This window comes from Pontitalea aquivivens, from assembly GCF_046507575.1.
GTDB lineage: Bacteria > Pseudomonadota > Alphaproteobacteria > Rhodobacterales > Rhodobacteraceae > Pontitalea > Pontitalea aquivivens.
The window spans coordinates 102,942-120,987 of sequence record NZ_JBKFEY010000008.1 but is presented as its reverse complement, the minus strand read 5'-3'; the positions used below and the strand labels follow the sequence as shown (position 1 = coordinate 120,987).

Here is an 18,046-nt window from a genome sequence, read left to right as displayed (position 1 = left end):
GTCGCGCTACCAGGCTGCGCTACGCCCCGACGCACCCTTCCTAGCGGGCCGGGGCGCAAAGGAAAAGGGGTCAGTCGCAGGGAAAGGCCGCAATTGCGCGATCAAGGCGCGGATGGGCGATCACCGCCCCCGGCGCGATGCCGATCCGGCGCGCCAGCCCGCCGTTGATTTCCAGCACCATCAGCACCGGCGTCCCCGACGGCAGCGGGGTTTCGTCGAACGGCACGGCGTTTTCATGCAAATGCACGACCCGCCCCGTTTCATCGATGAACAAAAGATCCAGCGGCAGGGGCGTGTTCTTCATCCAGAAGGCCACAGGCTCGGGGCGGTCATAGATGAACAGCATCCCCGCCCCCGCAGGCATCCGTTCCCGACCCATCAATCCTTGCGCGCGTTCGGCCGCATCATCGGCGATTTCAACGGCAAAGCGCGCCTCGCCCCGGTCATGGCGGATCAGCACCAGATCGTCGCGACACGCCGCTGGCGCAGCCGAAGCCGGGCCCGCAAGCCCCGCCAACAGGCCCAGGACGATGCCGAACCGCCGCAGGCCCATGGCCGTCAGCGCCCCGCGCGCAGCGCGGCTTCCCATGACAGCACCTGCGCCGCCATGCGCCCGCGCTTGCCCTCGATCACGCGCAGGCAAACCGCCTCGCCCGGGCCCAGGTCGGCAAAGCCCGACCGGCGCAGCACCTCGATATGGATAAACACATCCTCGGGGCGGCCAAAGACATTGGCAAAGCCGAATCCCTTGGCCTTGTCGAACCATTTCACCCGCGCCGATTCCAGCGGCAGGGCCGCGATCATCTCGGGGTCGGTGTCGCCCAGATCCTCGATCTGGGCCATGCGGTCGGATTCGGGTGGCTGGATGTCCAGCACCTCGACCGCCTGGGCGCCGCGCGGGGTCTTTTGCACCGTGACCGTGATGCCGGCATTGTCGGCGACCGATCCCTGCCCGAAATTGCGCAACACATTGGCATGCAGCAAGATGTCGGGCCCGCCCTCGGCATCCAGAATGAAGCCGAAACCCTTCGCAGGGTCAAACCACTTCACGCGCCCTTCTACCCGCCGCAAATCCGTCTGATCGTCCGTCATACCCACACTTTCCTGCCACCCTCTGGTCCGGGCCCTTCAACTCTCACAATGAGAAGGATAGTTTCAAGTCCAAAAGTATGGAATTCCATACCGAGGCCCGTAAACCCTACGGAACCTACGGATTCAGGCGGAAAATTTCCCATTCCGCGCCGGGCGCCGCGCGACGCCAGCGAAAGCGGTCGTGCAGGCGAAAGGCGCCATCGGCCCAGAACTCGATTTCCAGGGGCGTGATGCGAATGCCGCCCCAATGGGGCGGGCGCGTGGACGCGGTGCCCTGCTGGGCGGTGACGCGGGCCACCTCGGCCATCAGCGCCACGCGCGAGGACAAGGGCTCGCTCTGCCGCGAGGCCCAGGCCCCCAGCCGGCTTTTCAGACTGCGCGAGGCGAAATAGTCATCCGCCTGCGGCCCCGCTTCGCGGCTGGTCAGGCCGCGCACACGGATCTGACGGCGCAGGCTTTTCCAGTGCATCACGAAGGCGGCCTTGCCCGCGGCCTCGATCTCGCGCCCCTTGGCCGAACCGTAATTGGTGTAGAACACGAAGGCCCCGCCCGAAGGCGCATCCAGCGGCTCGATATCCTTCAGCAGCACCATGCGCACATTGGGCAGCCCGTCCTGATCCACCGTAGCCAGCGCGATGGCATTGGGATCGTTGATCTCTTCGCGCCCGGCCTCGGCCAGCCAGCTGGCGGCGATGGCAAAGGGATCGTCGCCCGCGAAAATGCCGCTTCTGTCGCTCATTTCATTTCCCTGCCCGTTAACGGTGCCCGGGACCCGAATACCGGATACCCGACACCAGGCAAGATCATGCCCGCGCCGGGGCGGCGCCGCAAGCCACCGCGCGCATCTCTTCCGCGGCTTGATGCGGCTTGCGCTTTCGCCTAATGCTGTCGCACTTACCAAAGGGAAGCGCGAGGGATCTGAATGTCTAGCAATCTGTTGGCGGGCAAGCGCGGGCTGATCATGGGACTTGCCAATGACAAGTCGATCGCCTGGGGCATTGCCAAGGCCTGCGCCGATGCGGGCGCGGAACTGGCCTTTTCCTATCTTGGCGACGCGCTGAAAAAACGGGTCGAGCCGCTGGCCGCGTCGCTGGGCGCACCGCTGCTGTTCGAATGCGATGTGGCAAACGACGCCAGCATCGAGGCGCTGTTCGACGGGCTCAAGGCGGAATGGGGCCAGATCGATTTCGTGGTCCATGCCATCGGCTTTGCCGACAAGAACGAATTGCGCGGCCGCTATGTCGACACCTCGCGCGCGGGATTTGCGATGGCCTTGGACATTTCGGCCTATTCCTTCACCGCGATCTGCCAGCGCGCGGCCGCGATGATGGGCCCGGGCGGCAGCCTGCTGACGTTGACCTACTACGGCGCCGAAAAGGTGATGCCGCATTACAACGTGATGGGCGTGGCCAAGGCCGCGCTGGAGGCATCGGTGAAATATCTGGCCGAGGATCTGGGCAAGGACGGCATCCGCGTCAACGCGATCAGCGCCGGCCCGATCAAGACGCTGGCGGCAAGCGGCATCGGCGATTTCCGCTACATCATGAAGTGGAACGAACTGAACAGCCCGCTGCGCCGCAACGTGACCCAGGAAGAGGTCGGCAAGGCCGCGCTGTATCTGCTGTCGGATCTGGGGTCGGGCACCACGGGCGAAAACCTGCATGTGGACGCGGGCTATCACGTCGTCGGCATGAAGGCGGTGGATGCGCCCGATATCGACGTGGTCACCGGCCGCGACAACGGCAAGGCGTAACGCTTGGACCTGCCGCCCTATCTGGTGATGATCGCAACGCTGTCCCTGGCGATCCTGTCGCCGGGGCCCGCGATCATTGCCGCCACCCAGACCGCCTTTGCCCACGGGCGCGACCGCGCCCTGCCCTATGGCATCGGGCTGGCCACGGGCGCCTCGCTGTGGTGCCTGTTTGCGCTTTTGGGGCTGGCGGTGGTGTTCCGCCTGCACCCCATGCTGTTTTCCGGCCTGAAGGTGCTGGGCGGGGCCTATCTGATCTGGATGTCCCGGGGCCTGTGGCGCGCCGCCACCCTGCCCCTGCCCGAGGCCGCCGACGGCCGCTTTGGCCGCAGCTTCTGGGGCGGGATCGTGCTGAACCTGTCCAACCCGAAACCCGCGCTGTTCTATTCCGCGCTGATCCTGTCGGTCTTTCCGGACCCGCTCAGCGTCGCGCGCCAGATCGGCATCTATGCCGCCTGCCTGTCGACGGAACTGTTCTGGTATGTCGTCGTGGTGCTGGTGATGTCCACCGCCGCGATGCGCAGCCGGTATTTCGCGGCCCGCTTCTGGATCGACCGGGCCGCCGCGGTGGCACTGTTCGCGCTGGGGCTTGTGCTGATCTTTCAGGGCTGATGCGGGGGCTGATGCGGGGGCTGGCGGATCACGCCGGGTGCGCGATAATCTGGCGCGACAGACGGGCCCCGCGCCCCAGCAAGGAGTTGATGCATGACCGACCGGCTTCCCCATGAAAAAGGTTTCCACGTCAGCTGGGACCAGCTGCACCGCGATGCGCGTGCACTGGCCTGGCGGCTGGATGGCAAGGGCCCCGATGCCGGCAACTGGCGCGCGGTGGTGGGCATCACCCGCGGCGGCCTGGTGCCCGCGATGATCGTCAGCCGCGAACTGGACATCCGCGTGGTCGACACGATCTCGGTCAAGTCCTACAGCCACCAGGAACAGCGCGCGGCGCAGGTGACGAAATCACCCCAGGCCGATCTGATGGGCGATGGCGAGGGCATCCTGATCGTCGACGATCTGGTCGATACCGGAAAGACGCTGGAACTGGTGCGCCAGCTGTTCCCCAAGGCCCATTTCGCCACCGTCTACGCCAAACCCAAGGGCAAGCCGCTGGTCGACACCTATGTGACCGAGGTCAGCCAGGACACCTGGATCTTCTTCCCCTGGGACATGGCATTGCAATATGTCCAGCCATATCGCGGCACCGACTGATCGCCGCCCGCCCTGCACGCCGCCCCTGCCCGGCCGGTCGATGCGGTCGCGCGGCGGATGCCTCCGGCGGAGGTATTTGGGGCAAGATGAAACAGCTTTCACTTTGCCCCAAATACCTCCCGCGGAGCGTTCCACAGCCTGTCAGGGGCGCCACGCATCGCGCCCCTGGTGCGCGCGCCCGCCCCGAGCCAAAGGACCCAGATGCCGCTTTCGCCCCTGAACCCCGCCCTGGCCCGCACATCCGCCCCCCCGGTGATGGAGGCGCGGCGCTGGCTGGAGGGTGTGGACTTTCCGCCCGGGCGCCCGCTGATCAACGTCAGCCAGGCGGCGCCGGTCGCGCCCCCGCCCGAGGCGCTGCGCCGCGCCATTGCCGATGCCGCGATGGAAAACCCGGCCGCGCATCTTTATGGCCCGGTCCTTGGCCTGCCCGAACTGCGCGCCGAAGTCGCCGCGCAATGGTCGGCAGGCTATGGCGGGCAGGTGCGGCCCGATCAGGTGGCGATCACACAGGGCTGCAATCAGGCTTTTTGTGCGGTCATGGCCACACTGGCCGGGCCGGGCGATGCAGTGATCCTGCCGGTACCATGGTATTTCAACCACAAGATGTGGCTGGACATGCAGGGCGTGGCCGCGGTGCCGTTGCACACCGGGCCTGATCTTTTGCCAGACCCGGAGGCGGCCGCGGCCCTGATCGGGCCTGCCACCCGTGCCATCGTTCTGGTCAGCCCGAACAACCCCGGCGGGGTTGAATATCCCCCCGCGCTGATCCGCGCCTTTCTGGATCTGGCGCGGCGCCATTCCATCGCGCTGGTGCTGGATGAGACCTATCGCGATTTCCTGTCCGGCCCCGGACCTGCGCATGATCTGTTCGCCGATCCGGGCTGGGACGATTGTCTGATCCAGCTCTATTCCTTTTCCAAGGCCTATCGGCTGACGGGCCATCGCGTGGGGGCCATCGTCGCCAGCCCCGCGCGGCTGGCCCAGGTCGAGAAATTCCAGGACACGGTGGCGATCTGTCCCAACCAGCTGGGCCAGATCGGCGCGCTGTGGGGGATGCGCAACCTGTCGGGCTGGCTGGCGGATGAGCGCGCCGAAATCCTGGCGCGGCGTGCGGCGATGGCGGCGGGGCTGGCGGGCCTGGCCGGCTGGAAGACACTGGGCTGCGGCGCCTATTTCGCCTATGTCGAACACCCCTTCGCCCTGCCCGCCCCCGATCTGGCCCGCCGTCTGGTACACGAGGCAGGCATCTTGCTGTTGCCGGGCACGATGTTCATGCCCGCGGCCGATCCGGCCGGGGCCCGTCAGTTGCGCATCGCCTTTGCCAATGTCGACACCGCGGGCATCGCGCTATTGATGGCGCGTCTGGGCGCGCTGGCGTTCTGAGCCTTGCGGGGGCCGGACCAAAGCCCTAAACACCCTCAAACGGCAGAAAATCCGGGAGGGCGAGGATGTCGAGCACACTGCGCAGCCATGGCAAGAACACCGTGGTATGGATCCTCATGGCGCTTCTGATCCTGGGGCTTGGCGGTTTCGGGATGACCAGCTTTTCCGGATCGGTCCGCGCGATCGGCGCGGTGGGTGGAACCGGGATCGACATCAACGACTACGCCCGCGCCCTGCAGGGCGAGATCGACGCGGCCTCGGCGCAGCTGGGCCGGCGGCTGACCACGCCCGAGGCGCTGGCCGCGCAGCTGGACAAGCGGGTACAGGTCCAGTTGCTGGGCCGCGCCGCGCTTGAGGAACAGGCCCGCATTTTCGGCATTTCGGTGGGCGATGCACAGTTGCAGCGCGAAATCACCGGTGCGCGCGCCTTTCAGGGGCTGGATGGCAATTTCGACCGCGAGGCCTATCGCCTGGCGCTGCGCCAGCTGGGCCTGAATGAGGGGGAATACGAAGACAAGCTGCGCGCCGAAATGGCGCTAACGCTGGTGCAGGGGGCGGTCGCCGGGGGGCTGGCCGCGCCGGGCGTTCAGGCCGATCTTTATACCGCCTACATCACCGAAACCCGCGCGATTTCCTATGCCGAGGTGACCGAGGCCGATCTGGCCGACACCGCGGCCGCCCCCGATGAGGCGGCCTTGCGCGCCTTTCACGACGAAAACCCCGATCGCTTCACCCGCCCCGAGACGCGCCGGATCAGCTATGTCTGGCTGACCCCCGACATGATGCTGGCCGAGGTGCCGGTGGATGAGGATGCGCTGCGCCGGATCTATCAGGACCGGATCGCGGAATTCGTTCAGCCCGAACGGCGTCTGGTGGAACGGCTGGTCTATCCCAGCACCGAAGAGGCCGCCGATGCCCGCGCGCGGCTGGATGCGGGCACGGCAAGCTTTGCCGATCTGGCCGCAGAACGGGGGCTGACGCTGGCCGATGCCGACCTGGGCGAGGTCGCCGCCGCCGATCTGGGCGCGGCGGGTCAGGCCGTCTTTGCGCTGGACGCGCCCGGTGTGGTGGGTCCGGTGGACACCGACCTGGGGCCTGCGCTGTTTTCGATGAACGCTATCCTTGCGCCGCAGGAAATCACCTTTGACGAGGTGCGCGATGAACTGGCCGCCGAAGCGGCGCTGGATCGCGCGCGGCGCATGATCCTGGACCAGTCCGCCGATCTGGAAGATCTTCTGGCCGGCGGCGCCACGCTGGAAGATGTCGCCGCCGAGACGCGGATGGAATTGGGCACCATCGCCTTCAATGACACGACTGAAGACGGGATCGCAGGCTACAGCGCCTTCCGCGAGGCGGCGGGTCAGGTCACCCAGAGCGATTTCCCCGAACTGGCCGATCTGGAAGATGGCGGCGTCTTTGCGCTGCGTCTGGATGGGATCGACCCGCCCGCGCTGATCCCCTTTGACGAAATCCGCGATCAGGTCGAGGCGGCCTGGCGGGCCGAGGATCTGCTGACCCGCAAGCGCGCCCACGCCCAAGAGGTGCTGGCCGCCGTCAGCGCGGGTGCGACGCTGGGGTCCAGCGGGCTTCTGGTCACAACGCTGGGCACCCTGCCCCGCGGCGGCTTTGTCGAGGGCATGCCTGCGGCACTGGCGCAGACCGCCTTCACATTGGCCGAAGGCGCCGCCGATATTGCCGAGGCCGAGGGCCGGGTGATCCTGGTGCAGCTGGATGCGATCCAGCCCGGCGATCCGGCCGACAATGACGTGCAGGCCGTGCGCGCGGTGATGGACCGGTCGATCGCGCAATCGCTGGCCGGCGATCTGGTCGACCTTTTCGCCCGCGCCGCCCAGGCCGAGGCAGGCTTGACACTTGACAGCACGGCGATCAACGCCGTGCATGCCCAGATGCAGTGACAGGAGGCCCCGGTGGTCGCGCTTTCCCCTTCCTTCGAGGAATTCGAGGCCGCTTGGGCCCAGGGCCGCAATCAGCTGGTCTATGCCCGGCTGGCCGCCGATCTGGACACGCCGGTTTCGCTGATGCTGAAACTGGCCGATGCCGCGCCCAATTCCTTCATGCTGGAAAGCGTGACGGGTGGCGAGGTGCGCGGCCGCTATTCGATCATCGGCATGAAGCCCGATGTGATCTGGCAATGCCGCGGCAGCCAGGCGCGCATCAACCGGCAGGCCCGGTTTGAAGACCGGTTCGAAGATCTGCCCGGCCATCCGCTGGACAGCCTGCGCGACCTGATTGCGGAAAGCCGGATCGAGATGCCCGACGGGCTTCCGGCGGCGGCGGCGGGGCTGTTTGGCTATCTGGGCTATGACATGATCCGGCTGGTGGAACGGCTGCCCCATGTCAACCCCGACCCGATCGGCGTGCCGGATGCGGTGCTGCTGCGGCCCTCGGTCGTGGCGGTGCTGGACGGGGTCAAGGGCGATGTGACGCTCTGCGCCCCGGCCTGGGCCGCATCGGGCATGACCGCGCGCGCCGCCTATGCGCAGGCCGCCGAACGGGTGATGGATGCGCTGCGCGATCTGGACCGCCAGCCCAGCCAGCCCCGCGATCTGGGCGAGGTGGCGCAGGTCGGCCCGCTGGTGTCGAATTTCACCCCCGATGGCTATCGCGCGGCGGTGGAAAAGGCCAAGGATTACATCCGCGCAGGCGACATCTTTCAGGTCGTGCCCGCGCAGCGCTGGACGGCGGATTTCCCGCTGCCGCCCTTCGCGCTTTATCGCAGCCTGCGGCGCACGAACCCGTCGCCCTTCATGTTCTTCCTGAATTTTGGCGGCTTCCAGATCGTCGGCGCCAGCCCGGAAATCCTGGTGCGCCTGCGCGAGGGCGAGGTGACGATCCGCCCCATCGCCGGCACCCGCCCGCGTGGCCAGACCCCCGAAGAGGACCGCGCGCTGGAAGCCGATCTGCTGGCCGACAAGAAGGAACTGGCCGAACATCTGATGCTGCTGGATCTGGGCCGCAACGATGTGGGCCGGGTCGCAAGGATCGGCACCGTGCGCCCGACCGAAAAATTCATCATCGAACGCTATTCCCACGTCATGCATATCGTCTCGAACGTGGTGGGCGAACTGGCCGAGGGGCAGGATGCCTTGTCGGCGCTGCTGGCGGGGCTGCCGGCGGGCACCGTGTCGGGCGCGCCCAAGGTTCGCGCGATGGAAATCATCGACGAGCTGGAACCCGAAAAGCGCGGCATCTATGGCGGCGGCGTTGGCTATTTCGCTGCCAATGGGGAAATGGACATGTGCATCGCGCTGCGCACAGCCCTGGTCAAGGAAAACAAGCTGTTCATCCAGGCCGGCGGCGGCGTGGTCTTTGACAGCGATCCAGAGGCTGAATTTCAGGAAAGCGTGAACAAATCCAAAGCCCTGCGCAAGGCAGCCGAGGATGCGGGCATGTTCGTCCGGCGCGGCAACTGACCTGCGGCACCGCGACGGGGCCAGGCGATCAGCCCGCCCGTGGCCGTTTTGTCCCTGCGCCTTGCGTTACCCGCCCGTTTGATTACCGGTCCGTTTGATTACTGGCCCGTTTGATTACTGGCCCGCTGCGTTATCGGCCCCCGCCGGATCGGCCGCCTCTGCGCCAAGCGCCACGGCGGAAACCGGCGCCATGCGCACCGAACGGCCCTCTTTGGAATACCAGGCCAGCAGCCCCGCCACCGATTGCGGCCAACCGCTGAGCATGACCGTCACCGTGCCGCTGCGCTGCGCCTCGAACTTGCCGCGTTCCAGCATCCGCTCGATCGCCGGGGCGGTGTCGCGGTTGCTATCCAGCACGCGCCAGATGTTGGCCTGCGGCAGGTTCTGGCTGCGCGCGATCTGCGCGGCCGCGTTCAGCCCCTGCGCCTGGGTGACAAGGCCCAGCCCCTCACGGGACAGGATGCGCACCAGCTGCTGGGACAGGTTGCGATTGTTCTGCAGCTGCGGCTGGGCCGGTTCCACCACCGCAACGGCCTGCGGGATCGCGGCGCGCCAGGCCCCCACCGCGGTTTCGATATCGGTCGCGGTCGCGCCCGGCGGCAGGCCTGCGGCCAGGATTGCCACCTCAAGGCCCGCGGCGCGGAAATCGGCGGCGGCCTGGGCCGCATCGGGGCGCGTGGGGTCAATGGCGATCGTCAGCGGAAAGGCGATGGTCTTGAGCGTGTCGCGATCCAGCCCGCCCGCCTCGGGGCCGGGGTCGATCAGCACGACGGAATAGACCGGCCCCTCGCCCGCCATCGGCGCGGGCCCGGCATGGGCGCGCAGCGGCGGCAGATCGGCGGCGGCTTCGGGATCAGACAACAGGGGGCCGTCGGGGCCAGATTCGGGGCCCGGTTCGGGACCCGGTTCGGGGGCGGTCCCGTCCGGCATGGTCCCGTCGTCCGGTGAGGCCGCGGGCGCGGACGGGGTGATTGCGGGCAGCCGCCCCACACGCACCCCCGGCGCATTGGCAAAGCCCGTGCCGCCCGGCGCGATCACCCGCGGTAACGGCGGCGACGCCCCGGGGCCGGGGTCCTCGGGGCCGGAGTCCCCGGGGCTGGGGTCCTCGGGGCTGGGGCCGGGGTCGATGACGCCCGCATCGCTGGCCAAGGGCCGCGCGATGTCCTGCCCGTCGGGGCGCACCAGGCGCGCCGCACGCCCGGCACCGGCCACGGTGCTCAGCATCGGTTCACCATCCATCGCCGCGGCCGCATCCGGGCCGCCATCGCCGGTATCCTCATCCCCGGGCACGGGCATCAGCAGCGGCGCCACGGCCTCGCCGGGCGGGGGCACGGGGATCGGCGTCTCGGCCCCCGGCGGACGGTCCAGCGCCAGTTCGGCGCTTTCGGGCGCGGGCGCCAGGCCGGGCGCGGCGGGCGCAGGCGCAGGGCGCGCGGCGGGGGCGGTCTCGGCCAGGGCGGGCGGGGCGGCGGCCGGATCATCGGCGCGCGGCGCATCGGGGCCTGCGGCCAGGCCACGGGCGGGCGCGGCCACAGGCGCGGGGGCAGCGGGCGGCGCATCGGCAGGGCCACGGGCGAATTCCGACCCGGCGGGCACGGTGATCGCCGCGGCAGGGCCCGATACGACCGGCGCGTCTTCGGGCACTGCCATCGCCGGGTTCGCCGCGACTTCGGACGCCGCGATTTCCGGCGCGGGCCCCTGGGGCGCCGGAACGTCGGGCGCGGCGATCCGCGGTGCCGCGGCCTCGGCCACGGCAGGTTCGGGCGCAAGCGGGCCGGGCATGGGCAGTTGCGGCGGCGCGGGCCGGGCCGGGCCATCGGACAGCGCGGCCTGCGGCGCAGGAAATTCCGGCGGCGGCAGCATCAGCGACACCCCGCCCAGCCCCAGCACGGAAACGACCGCCCCAAACCCAAGCCCTGAAAGAACGCCCCGTACCATGCCGCCCTACCCAAGTTAGCACCGGCACGCGCGCCGCCGTGTCCGGTCGAAAAAGCCCCGTCAGCGCGCGTCAGATCGCAGGAAAGACCTGCTGGCCCTTGACCCCGCCGCGCCGCTCTGGGCATCTATAGCGCGACGAAATCCCCGGTTCACCCCCTGAATCCGGGCGGCGAAGGGGAAAAGCGGCATCATGCTCCTGCTGATCGACAACTATGACAGCTTTACCTACAACCTTGTGCACTATTTCGGCGAACTGGGTGCCGAGGTGGTCGTGCGGCGCAACGACGCGCTGAACGTGCAAGAGGCGATGGGCATGGGCGCCGAGGCGATCGTGCTGTCGCCCGGGCCCTGCGATCCGGCGCAGGCGGGGATCTGCCTGCCCTTGACGCTGGCCGCGGCCGAGGCGGGGATGCCGCTTCTGGGCGTGTGCCTGGGCCATCAGACCATCGGCCAGGCCTTTGGCGGGCGCGTCGTGCGCGCCGGCGAAATCGTGCATGGCAAGATGGGAACGATCCACCACGCCGGAAAAGGCGTGTTCCGCGGCCTGCCCTCGCCTTTCCTGGCGACGCGCTATCATTCGCTGGTGGTGGACCGCGACAGCCTGCCCGATTGCCTGGAAATCACCGCCTGGCTGGACGATGGCACGATCATGGGCCTGCGTCACCGCGACAAGCTGATCGAGGGGGTGCAGTTCCATCCCGAATCGATCGCCTCGGAACACGGGCACCAGCTGATCCGCAACTTTCTGCAAGAGGCAGGCGTCAGCCTGAAGGAACCCGCATGATCGGCGATATCCGCCCCCTGATCGGCACCGCCGCCGACCGCCCGCTGACCCGGGACGAGGCCGAGGCCGCCTTTGAGGTGCTGTTCGAAGGCGCCGCGACCCCATCCCAGATGGGGGGGCTTCTGATGGCGCTGCGCACGCGGGGCGAAACCGTCGAGGAAATCACCGCCGCCGCCAGCGTGATGCGCGCCAAGATGCACCGCGTGCGCGCGCCCGAAGGTGCCATCGACATCGTCGGCACCGGGGGCGATGGCAAGGGCACGCTGAACATTTCCACCGCAGCGGCCTTTGTGGTGGCGGGCGCGGGCGTGCCGGTGGCCAAGCACGGCAACCGCAACCTGTCGTCGAAATCGGGGGCGGCGGATGCGCTGTCGGCGCTGGGGCTGGATGTGATGAAGGGCCCCGAGGCAGCCGAACGCGCGCTGGACCAGGCGGGTATCGCCTTCATGATGGCGCCGATGCATCACCCGGCGATGAAGCATATCGGGCCGACGCGGGTGGAACTGGGCACGCGCACGATCTTCAACCTGCTGGGGCCGCTGACCAATCCTGCCGGGGTGAAACGGCAGCTGACCGGCGCCTTTTCGCGCCGCTGGATCCGCCCCATGGCCGAGGTGCTGCAGGCGCTCGGGTCCGAGATGGCCTGGCTGGTGCATGGCGGCGACGGCACGGATGAACTGTCGATCGCCGGGATCAGCTGGGTGGCCGCGCTGCAAGACGGCACGGTGCGCGAATTTGAAATCCACCCCGAGGATGCGGGCCTGCCCGTCCATCCGTTCGAGGCGATCATCGGCGGCGAGCCGGCGGAAAATGCCCGTGCCTTCGCGGGCCTGCTGGTCGGCGCGCGGGGCGCCTATCGCGATGCGGTGCTGCTGAACGCGGCGGCCGCGCTGGTGGTGGCCGGGCGCGCCGCCGATCTGAAAGAGGGCGTGGCGCTGGCATCCGAAAGCATCGACAGCGGCGCGGCACAGGCGAAACTTGATGCGTTGAAGGCGGTGACGGCATGAACATTCTGGACAGGATCAAGGCCTACAAGCTGGACGAAATCGCCATCGCCAAGGCCGCCCGCCCGCTGGCCGAGGTCGAGGCCGCGGCACGCGCCGCGGGCCCGGTGCGCGGCTTTGCCGATGCGCTGACCCGCAAGGTCGCGGCCACCGGCTATGGGCTGATCGCGGAAATCAAGAAGGCAAGCCCCTCCAAGGGGCTGATCCGCCCCGACTTCGATCCGCCCGCCCTGGCCCGCGCCTATGAAGCGGGCGGTGCGGCCTGTCTGTCGGTGCTGACCGATGCGCCCAGCTTTCAGGGCGCGCCCGAATTCCTGACCGCGGCGCGCGCGGCCTGCACCCTGCCCGCGCTGCGCAAGGATTTCCTTTATGACACCTACCAGGTGGCCGAGGCCCGCGCCTGGGGGGCCGATTGCATCCTGATCATCATGGCTTCGGTCGAGGATGCGCTGGCGCGCGATCTGGAAGAGGCCGCGATCCATTGGGGCATGGATGTGCTGATCGAGGTGCATGACCGCGCGGAACTGGATCGGGCGCTGGCGCTGAAATCGCCGCTGATCGGGGTGAATAACCGCAATCTCAAGACCTTCGATGTCACGCTTGATGTGACGCGCGACCTTGCGCCGCATATCCCGGCGGGCCGCGAGCTGGTCTGTGAAAGCGGGCTTTTCACCCCCGCCGATCTGGCCGCGATGGCGCAGGTCGGCGCGCGGCGTTTCCTGATCGGGGAAAGCCTGATGCGGCAGGCCGATGTCGCCGCCGCCACGCGCCAGTTGCTGGAGGTCGCATGAGCCTGACACATTTCGATGACCAGGGTCAGGCGCATATGGTCGATGTCTCGGCCAAGGCGGTGACCGAACGCACCGCCACCGCCGAAGGCGCGGTGGTGATGCTGCCCGAAACGCTGGCCCATGTGCTGGCGGGCAGCGCGAAGAAGGGCGATGTTCTGGGCATCGCGCGGGTTGCGGGCATCATGGCCGCCAAGCGCACCGCCGACCTGATCCCGCTGTGCCACCCGCTGCCGATCACCAGGGTCAGCCTTGATCTGCTGCCCGATACGGCGTTGCCGGGCGTGCGGATCACCGCCACGGTCAAGACCACCGGCCAGACCGGCGTGGAAATGGAGGCGCTGACCGCAGTCAGTGTCGCCGCGCTGACGGTCTATGACATGCTGAAGGCCGTCGAGAAATCCATGTATATCGAGGGCCTTCGCGTAACCCTGAAAGAAGGCGGCAAATCAGGACGTTACGAGGCGAAGTGATGATAACGGCAGAAGAGGCCCTGGATCGGGTTCTGGCACTGGCGGGCCCGCCCGCAACCGAAACCGTGCCGCTGCGCGCGGCCCTTGGGCGGGTGTTGGCGGCGCCTGCGGTGGCGGGGCTGGATCAGCCGCCCTTCGCGGCCTCGGCGATGGATGGTTATGCGATCCGGCCCGAGGATCACCGCCCCGGCGCGGTGCTGGCGGTGCACGGCGAGGCCGCCGCGGGCCGCGCCCACACCGGGCCGCTGCCCCCCGGGCAGGCGGTGCGCATCTTTACCGGCGCCCCGGTGCCGCCGGGCGCGGGCGTGGTCGTGCTGCAGGAAGATGTCACGCGGGCGGGCGACACGATCACCCTGCCCGGCCATCTGTCGGATCACGACAACATCCGCCCCCTGGGCCAGGATTTCCGCAAGGGCCAGGCCCTGTCCGCCCCCCGCCGGCTGGGCCCGCGCGATCTGGCGCTGCTGGCGGCGATGAATGTGGCCGAGGTGCGCGTGGCGCGCCGCCCGGTCGTGGCGATCATGGCCACGGGGGATGAACTGGTGATGCCCGGCGAGACCCCCGGCCCCGATCAGATCCTGTGTTCGAATTCCTTTGTGCTGGCGGCGCTGGCCGAAGGGGCCGGCGCCGAGGTGCGGATGCTGCCGATCGCGCGCGACAGCGAAGACAGCCTGCGCTTTACCTTTGGCCTGGCGCAGGGTGCCGATCTGATCGTGACGTCGGGCGGGGCCTCGGTGGGGGAACATGATCTGGTGGGCAAGGTCGCCGCCGATCTGGGGCTGGAACGGTCGTTCTGGAAGATCGCGATGCGCCCCGGCAAGCCCTTGATGGCCGGACGGATGGGCGGGGCGGCGATGCTGGGGCTGCCGGGCAATCCGGTATCGGCCGTGGTCTGCGCGCATCTGTTCCTGCTGCCGCTGCTGGGCGCGATGCAGGGGCTGGACGACCGCCCCCGCCCGCTGCGCGCGGTGCTGGATGCCGATCAGGGCCCGACCGGGCCACGCACGCATTACATGCGCGCGCGCCTGACCCCGGGCGATGGCCTGCCCCGGATCACGCCCTTCAGCAATCAGGATTCCGCCCTGCTTGGCCTGCTGGCCCAGGCCGATGCGCTGCTGATCCGGCCGATGGGCGACGGGCCGCGGCGCGCGGGCGAAATCGTGGACTACTTGCCAATCTGACGGACAGGCGCGCGGGCATTGACACGAAACGGGAACACCTTTAGAACCTTGGGTGAACACCGTAACCCCGCAATCCAGGAAGGTGCCCGATGCTGACGCGCAAACAGCTGGAACTGCTTGAGTTCATCCAGAAACGGATGGCGCGCGACGGGGTGCCTCCATCCTTCGACGAGATGAAGGAGGCGCTGGATCTGCGGTCGAAATCCGGCATCCACCGGCTGATCACCGCGCTGGAGGAACGTGGTTTCATTCGCCGGCTGGCCCATCGGGCCCGCGCGATCGAGATCGTGAAGCTGCCCGAAGCCATGGAAAAACGCGGCTTTGCCCCACGCGTGATCGCCGGGGAAAGGGCCGATCCGCCCAGGGACGCGCTGCCGGTGACGGCGGCGCACGCGCTGGAACTGCCGGTGATGGGGCGCATCGCCGCGGGTGTGCCGATCGAGGCGATTTCGGAAGTGTCGCACCATGTGGCGGTGCCGGGCGCGATGCTGTCGGGCCGGGGCCAGCATTACGCGCTGGAGGTCAAGGGCGATTCGATGATCGAGGCCGGGATCAACGATGGCGACATCGTGGTGATCCGGGAACAGGGCACGGCGGAAAACGGCGACATCGTCGTGGCGCTGGTCGAGGGGCATGAGGCGACGTTGAAACGCTATCGCCGCCGGGGCGGGATGATTGCGCTGGAAGCGGCGAACCCGGCCTATGAAACGCGCGTCCTGCGCGAGGATCAGGTGCGCGTGCAAGGCCGCCTGGTGGGGCTGATCCGCAGCTATTGACCGGTCGCGGATGGCGGGGGCGGAAGCCTCCGGCGGGGATATTTGGGCAAAGCCGAAGGGGCATCGCAGGTGCCTGGACTGCTGAACAGCAGCGGGATCGGGCGCGGGTCACAGCGGGCCTTGGCGGGTCCAGGGCCTGCCCCCGGCGCGGGCGGTCGCGGTGTCAATGCGTCCATCGGCCCAGATCGCCACGGCGCCGGTTTCGCGCAGGCGGATCTGGTCCCACAGATCGCAGGCCACCGGCCCGGCGGGCGCGCGCCCGGCCAGGATCACCCGTGCGCCGGGGCGGCAGGAGGCGCTTAGCCGGGCGATGGCGTCCTTGCCCGTCAGATGGATCAGCGGCCGGCCAGCAAAATCCGCCTGGCGGGCGCCTTTGGGGCCGGCGAATCCGGGACGGGCGGCGGCCTGCGGGGTGCGGGCGGGATCGCCGTCGGCCTCAAGCCAGCTGTCGCCGATGAAATCAGCGCCGTTGCGGGAAAATATCCGTCCCCCGGGGCCCATCAGTCCGACAAGCTCGCCCTCGGGCGCGATCAGCAGGTCCGGGCGCTGTCCCTGCACCCAAAGCCCGCCTGCCAGCAGCACCGCCGCAACACCCAGGCTGCGCCCTGCCCCCCGCGCCAGCACCGCGACCAGCGCCCCGACCGCCATCAGCGGCAAGACGGTCGGCCCGGGGGCCGGCACAGCCATGATTGCCCCGCCCAACCCGGCCACGAATTCGGCGACGAAGATCATCCAGGCGGTGCCCTGTTCCATCACCCACAGCGCCGGGCCCGCCAGACCCAGCGGCGCAAGGCAGGCCGCGATCACGCCCGCGGGCATCACCAGCGTGCCCATGACCGGCACCGCCAGCAGATTGGCCAGCAGCCCGTATTCCGACATCCGGCTGAAATGCGCGGCGGCGATCGGTGCGGTGGCCAGCCCCGCCGCAAGCGAGGAGATCACCAGCATCGCCACCGGGCGCAGTACTGCGGGCACGCGCGGCGCCAGCCGGGCCCAGGGCTGATAGCACAGGATCAGCGCGACGGTCGCGCCGAAGGACATCTGGAACCCCGGCTCGGTCAGGCTTTCGGGTTCCCGGACCAGCAGGATCAGCGCGGCCAGCGCCACCGTGCGCAGCGAAAAGGCGCGCCGGTCCACCAGCACCGCCAGCAGCATGACCGCTGCCATCAGGTAGGCGCGCTGCGTGGCCACCTGCGGCCCCGCCAGCCAAAGATAGACCGTCGCCGCCAGAAGGGCCGCCAGGGCCGCGATCTTCTTGCCAGGCCAGTGCAGCGCGGGCCTGCCCGCCGCCGCCAGCCCATAGCGCAGCGCGGCAAAGACAAAGCCCGCCAGCATGCCCATGTGCAGGCCGGAAATCGAAATGATGTGATACAGGTTCGACACCCGCATCACCTCATTCGTGGCCTCGGAAATGGCGGATCGGTCGCCGGTCATCAGCGCCGCCGCCACCGCGCCGGGCTGGCCGGGGATGCGATCCTGAATGGCGGCCGACAGGCGCATCCGGGCGCGGTGACCGGCAAGTGTCCAGCTGTCCGGGTCAGGCGGGGCCGCAACCAGCACCGGCGCGCGCACATAGCCCACCGCCCCCAGTCCCGCAAACCAGGCGTGACGGCGAAAATCATAGTCCCCCGGCGCGGCCGGACCCGAGGGCGGCGCCAGATGGGCCGTGGCCATGACCCGCAGGCCGGGCACCGGGTTCAGATGGCCCTGATCGCCGTGCAGCGCGATGCGGATGCGCGCGGGCGTCGCGCCGGGGGCCATGCGGTCCAGTACCACCTGATCCAGCGTCAGGCGGATGCGGTCTCTGCCCGATCGGTCGATCTCGACGATGCGGCCCTCAACCGGGCCGTAATAGCGCCAGGGCAGGACGGGTGCCGCGACGGAATGCGCGCGCAGCCCCGCCAGCATCAGCCCGCAGGCCGCAAGCAGCAGCAGCGCGGCGGGGAAACGCGCAGGCTCGGGGCCGCGCGCCCAGAACGCGGCCCCCGCCAGCGCCACCGCGATGGCGCCTGCCCAGACCACGGGGCCCGGCTCGGCCCCTGCCGCGAAATAGCCACCGATGCCCAGCGACAGACCAAGCGGCGCCCAAAGGAACAGCTGCGCCCGCGCCGCCGACAGCGCCGCAAGCGGCCGGCCCGCGCCGCCCAGGGCCGCGCGCCACAGGCCCGAAAGCCGCCGCGCCACCGCGTTCACACCCGTCTTCGCACCTGCCCCGGCCAGAGTCGCCACGCTTG

General features: G+C 68.9%; 17 protein-coding genes. 12 read left to right on the top strand and 5 right to left on the bottom strand.

The window, feature by feature from the left end:
- Window positions 1–70: 70 nt before the first annotated feature.
- From ACK8OU_RS11285 to pdxH, 3 genes are all read right to left on the bottom strand, one after another.
- Window positions 71–589 (bottom strand): DUF192 domain-containing protein, encoded by a 519-nt coding sequence (locus ACK8OU_RS11285; RefSeq protein WP_410303525.1) that lies wholly within the window; start codon window positions 587–589, stop codon window positions 71–73.
- Window positions 559–1,092 carry a cold-shock protein gene (locus ACK8OU_RS11280; RefSeq protein ID WP_410303524.1) on the bottom strand — a complete coding sequence of 178 codons (534 nt, stop codon included), beginning with the start codon at window positions 1,090–1,092 and terminating at the stop codon, window positions 559–561. The genes ACK8OU_RS11285 and ACK8OU_RS11280 overlap by 31 nt, the downstream gene beginning before the upstream one ends.
- Before the next feature lie 115 nt (window positions 1,093–1,207).
- Complete coding sequence (gene pdxH / locus ACK8OU_RS11275; RefSeq protein ID WP_410303523.1) at window positions 1,208–1,831, bottom strand: pyridoxamine 5'-phosphate oxidase; 624 nt, start codon at window positions 1,829–1,831, stop codon at window positions 1,208–1,210.
- Between the two features lie 183 nt (window positions 1,832–2,014).
- Here pdxH and fabI point away from each other — a divergent pair, with 183 nt between their 5' ends.
- The 6 genes from fabI to trpE all read left to right on the top strand — a co-directional run bounded on the left by fabI (window position 2,015) and on the right by trpE (window position 8,868).
- Window positions 2,015–2,845: an enoyl-ACP reductase FabI gene (gene fabI, locus ACK8OU_RS11270; RefSeq protein WP_410303522.1), complete on the top strand. Its 831-nt coding sequence runs from the start codon at window positions 2,015–2,017 to the stop codon at window positions 2,843–2,845.
- 3 nt (window positions 2,846–2,848) lie between these two features.
- The gene (locus ACK8OU_RS11265) at window positions 2,849–3,454 is read left to right on the top strand and encodes a LysE family translocator (RefSeq protein ID WP_410303521.1); all 606 of its coding nucleotides are present in this window, start codon (window positions 2,849–2,851) and stop codon (window positions 3,452–3,454) included.
- A 93-nt stretch (window positions 3,455–3,547) separates the two neighbouring features.
- Window positions 3,548–4,051: a xanthine phosphoribosyltransferase gene (gpt, locus tag ACK8OU_RS11260; protein WP_410303520.1), complete on the top strand. Its 504-nt coding sequence runs from the start codon at window positions 3,548–3,550 to the stop codon at window positions 4,049–4,051.
- Between the two features lie 201 nt (window positions 4,052–4,252).
- A complete protein-coding gene (locus tag ACK8OU_RS11255; protein WP_410303519.1) occupies window positions 4,253–5,434 on the top strand; it encodes an aminotransferase in 1,182 nt (393 codons plus the stop codon).
- A 65-nt stretch (window positions 5,435–5,499) separates the two neighbouring features.
- Window positions 5,500–7,350: a peptidyl-prolyl cis-trans isomerase gene (locus tag ACK8OU_RS11250; RefSeq protein ID WP_410303518.1), complete on the top strand. Its 1,851-nt coding sequence runs from the start codon at window positions 5,500–5,502 to the stop codon at window positions 7,348–7,350.
- A gap of 12 nt (window positions 7,351–7,362) precedes the next feature.
- Window positions 7,363–8,868, top strand: coding sequence for an anthranilate synthase component I (gene trpE / locus ACK8OU_RS11245; protein WP_410303517.1), 1,506 nt, complete (start codon window positions 7,363–7,365; stop codon window positions 8,866–8,868).
- Window positions 8,869–8,982: 114 nt separating this feature from the next.
- Here the strand turns inward: trpE and ACK8OU_RS11240 are convergent, their stop codons facing one another.
- A complete protein-coding gene (locus ACK8OU_RS11240; RefSeq protein ID WP_410303516.1) occupies window positions 8,983–10,806 on the bottom strand; it encodes a divergent polysaccharide deacetylase family protein in 1,824 nt (607 codons plus the stop codon).
- A 190-nt stretch (window positions 10,807–10,996) separates the two neighbouring features.
- Between ACK8OU_RS11240 and ACK8OU_RS11235 the strand changes: the two genes are divergently transcribed.
- The 6 genes from ACK8OU_RS11235 (at window position 10,997) to lexA (ending at window position 15,812) form a co-directional block, all read left to right on the top strand.
- Window positions 10,997–11,590 (top strand): anthranilate synthase component II, encoded by a 594-nt coding sequence (locus tag ACK8OU_RS11235; protein ID WP_410303515.1) that lies wholly within the window; start codon window positions 10,997–10,999, stop codon window positions 11,588–11,590.
- A complete protein-coding gene (trpD, locus tag ACK8OU_RS11230; RefSeq protein ID WP_410303514.1) occupies window positions 11,587–12,597 on the top strand; it encodes an anthranilate phosphoribosyltransferase in 1,011 nt (336 codons plus the stop codon). Before ACK8OU_RS11235 ends, trpD begins: the two co-directional genes overlap by 4 nt.
- Window positions 12,594–13,385: an indole-3-glycerol phosphate synthase TrpC gene (gene trpC, locus ACK8OU_RS11225; RefSeq protein ID WP_410303513.1), complete on the top strand. Its 792-nt coding sequence runs from the start codon at window positions 12,594–12,596 to the stop codon at window positions 13,383–13,385. The genes trpD and trpC overlap by 4 nt, the downstream gene beginning before the upstream one ends.
- Window positions 13,382–13,855, top strand: a complete 474-nt coding sequence (gene moaC / locus ACK8OU_RS11220; RefSeq protein WP_410303512.1) for a cyclic pyranopterin monophosphate synthase MoaC — start codon at window positions 13,382–13,384, stop codon at window positions 13,853–13,855. The genes trpC and moaC overlap by 4 nt, the downstream gene beginning before the upstream one ends.
- The gene (locus tag ACK8OU_RS11215) at window positions 13,855–15,036 is read left to right on the top strand and encodes a molybdopterin molybdotransferase MoeA (RefSeq protein ID WP_410303511.1); all 1,182 of its coding nucleotides are present in this window, start codon (window positions 13,855–13,857) and stop codon (window positions 15,034–15,036) included. Before moaC ends, ACK8OU_RS11215 begins: the two co-directional genes overlap by 1 nt.
- An 89-nt stretch (window positions 15,037–15,125) precedes the next feature.
- On the top strand, window positions 15,126–15,812 hold the full coding sequence (gene lexA, locus ACK8OU_RS11210; protein ID WP_410303510.1) for a transcriptional repressor LexA: 687 nt from the start codon (window positions 15,126–15,128) through the stop codon (window positions 15,810–15,812).
- Between the two features lie 108 nt (window positions 15,813–15,920).
- On the opposite strand, the gene ACK8OU_RS11205 is transcribed toward lexA, so the two are convergent.
- Window positions 15,921–18,041: a ComEC/Rec2 family competence protein gene (locus ACK8OU_RS11205; RefSeq protein ID WP_410303509.1), complete on the bottom strand. Its 2,121-nt coding sequence runs from the start codon at window positions 18,039–18,041 to the stop codon at window positions 15,921–15,923.
- Between the last annotated feature and the right edge of the window lie 5 nt (window positions 18,042–18,046).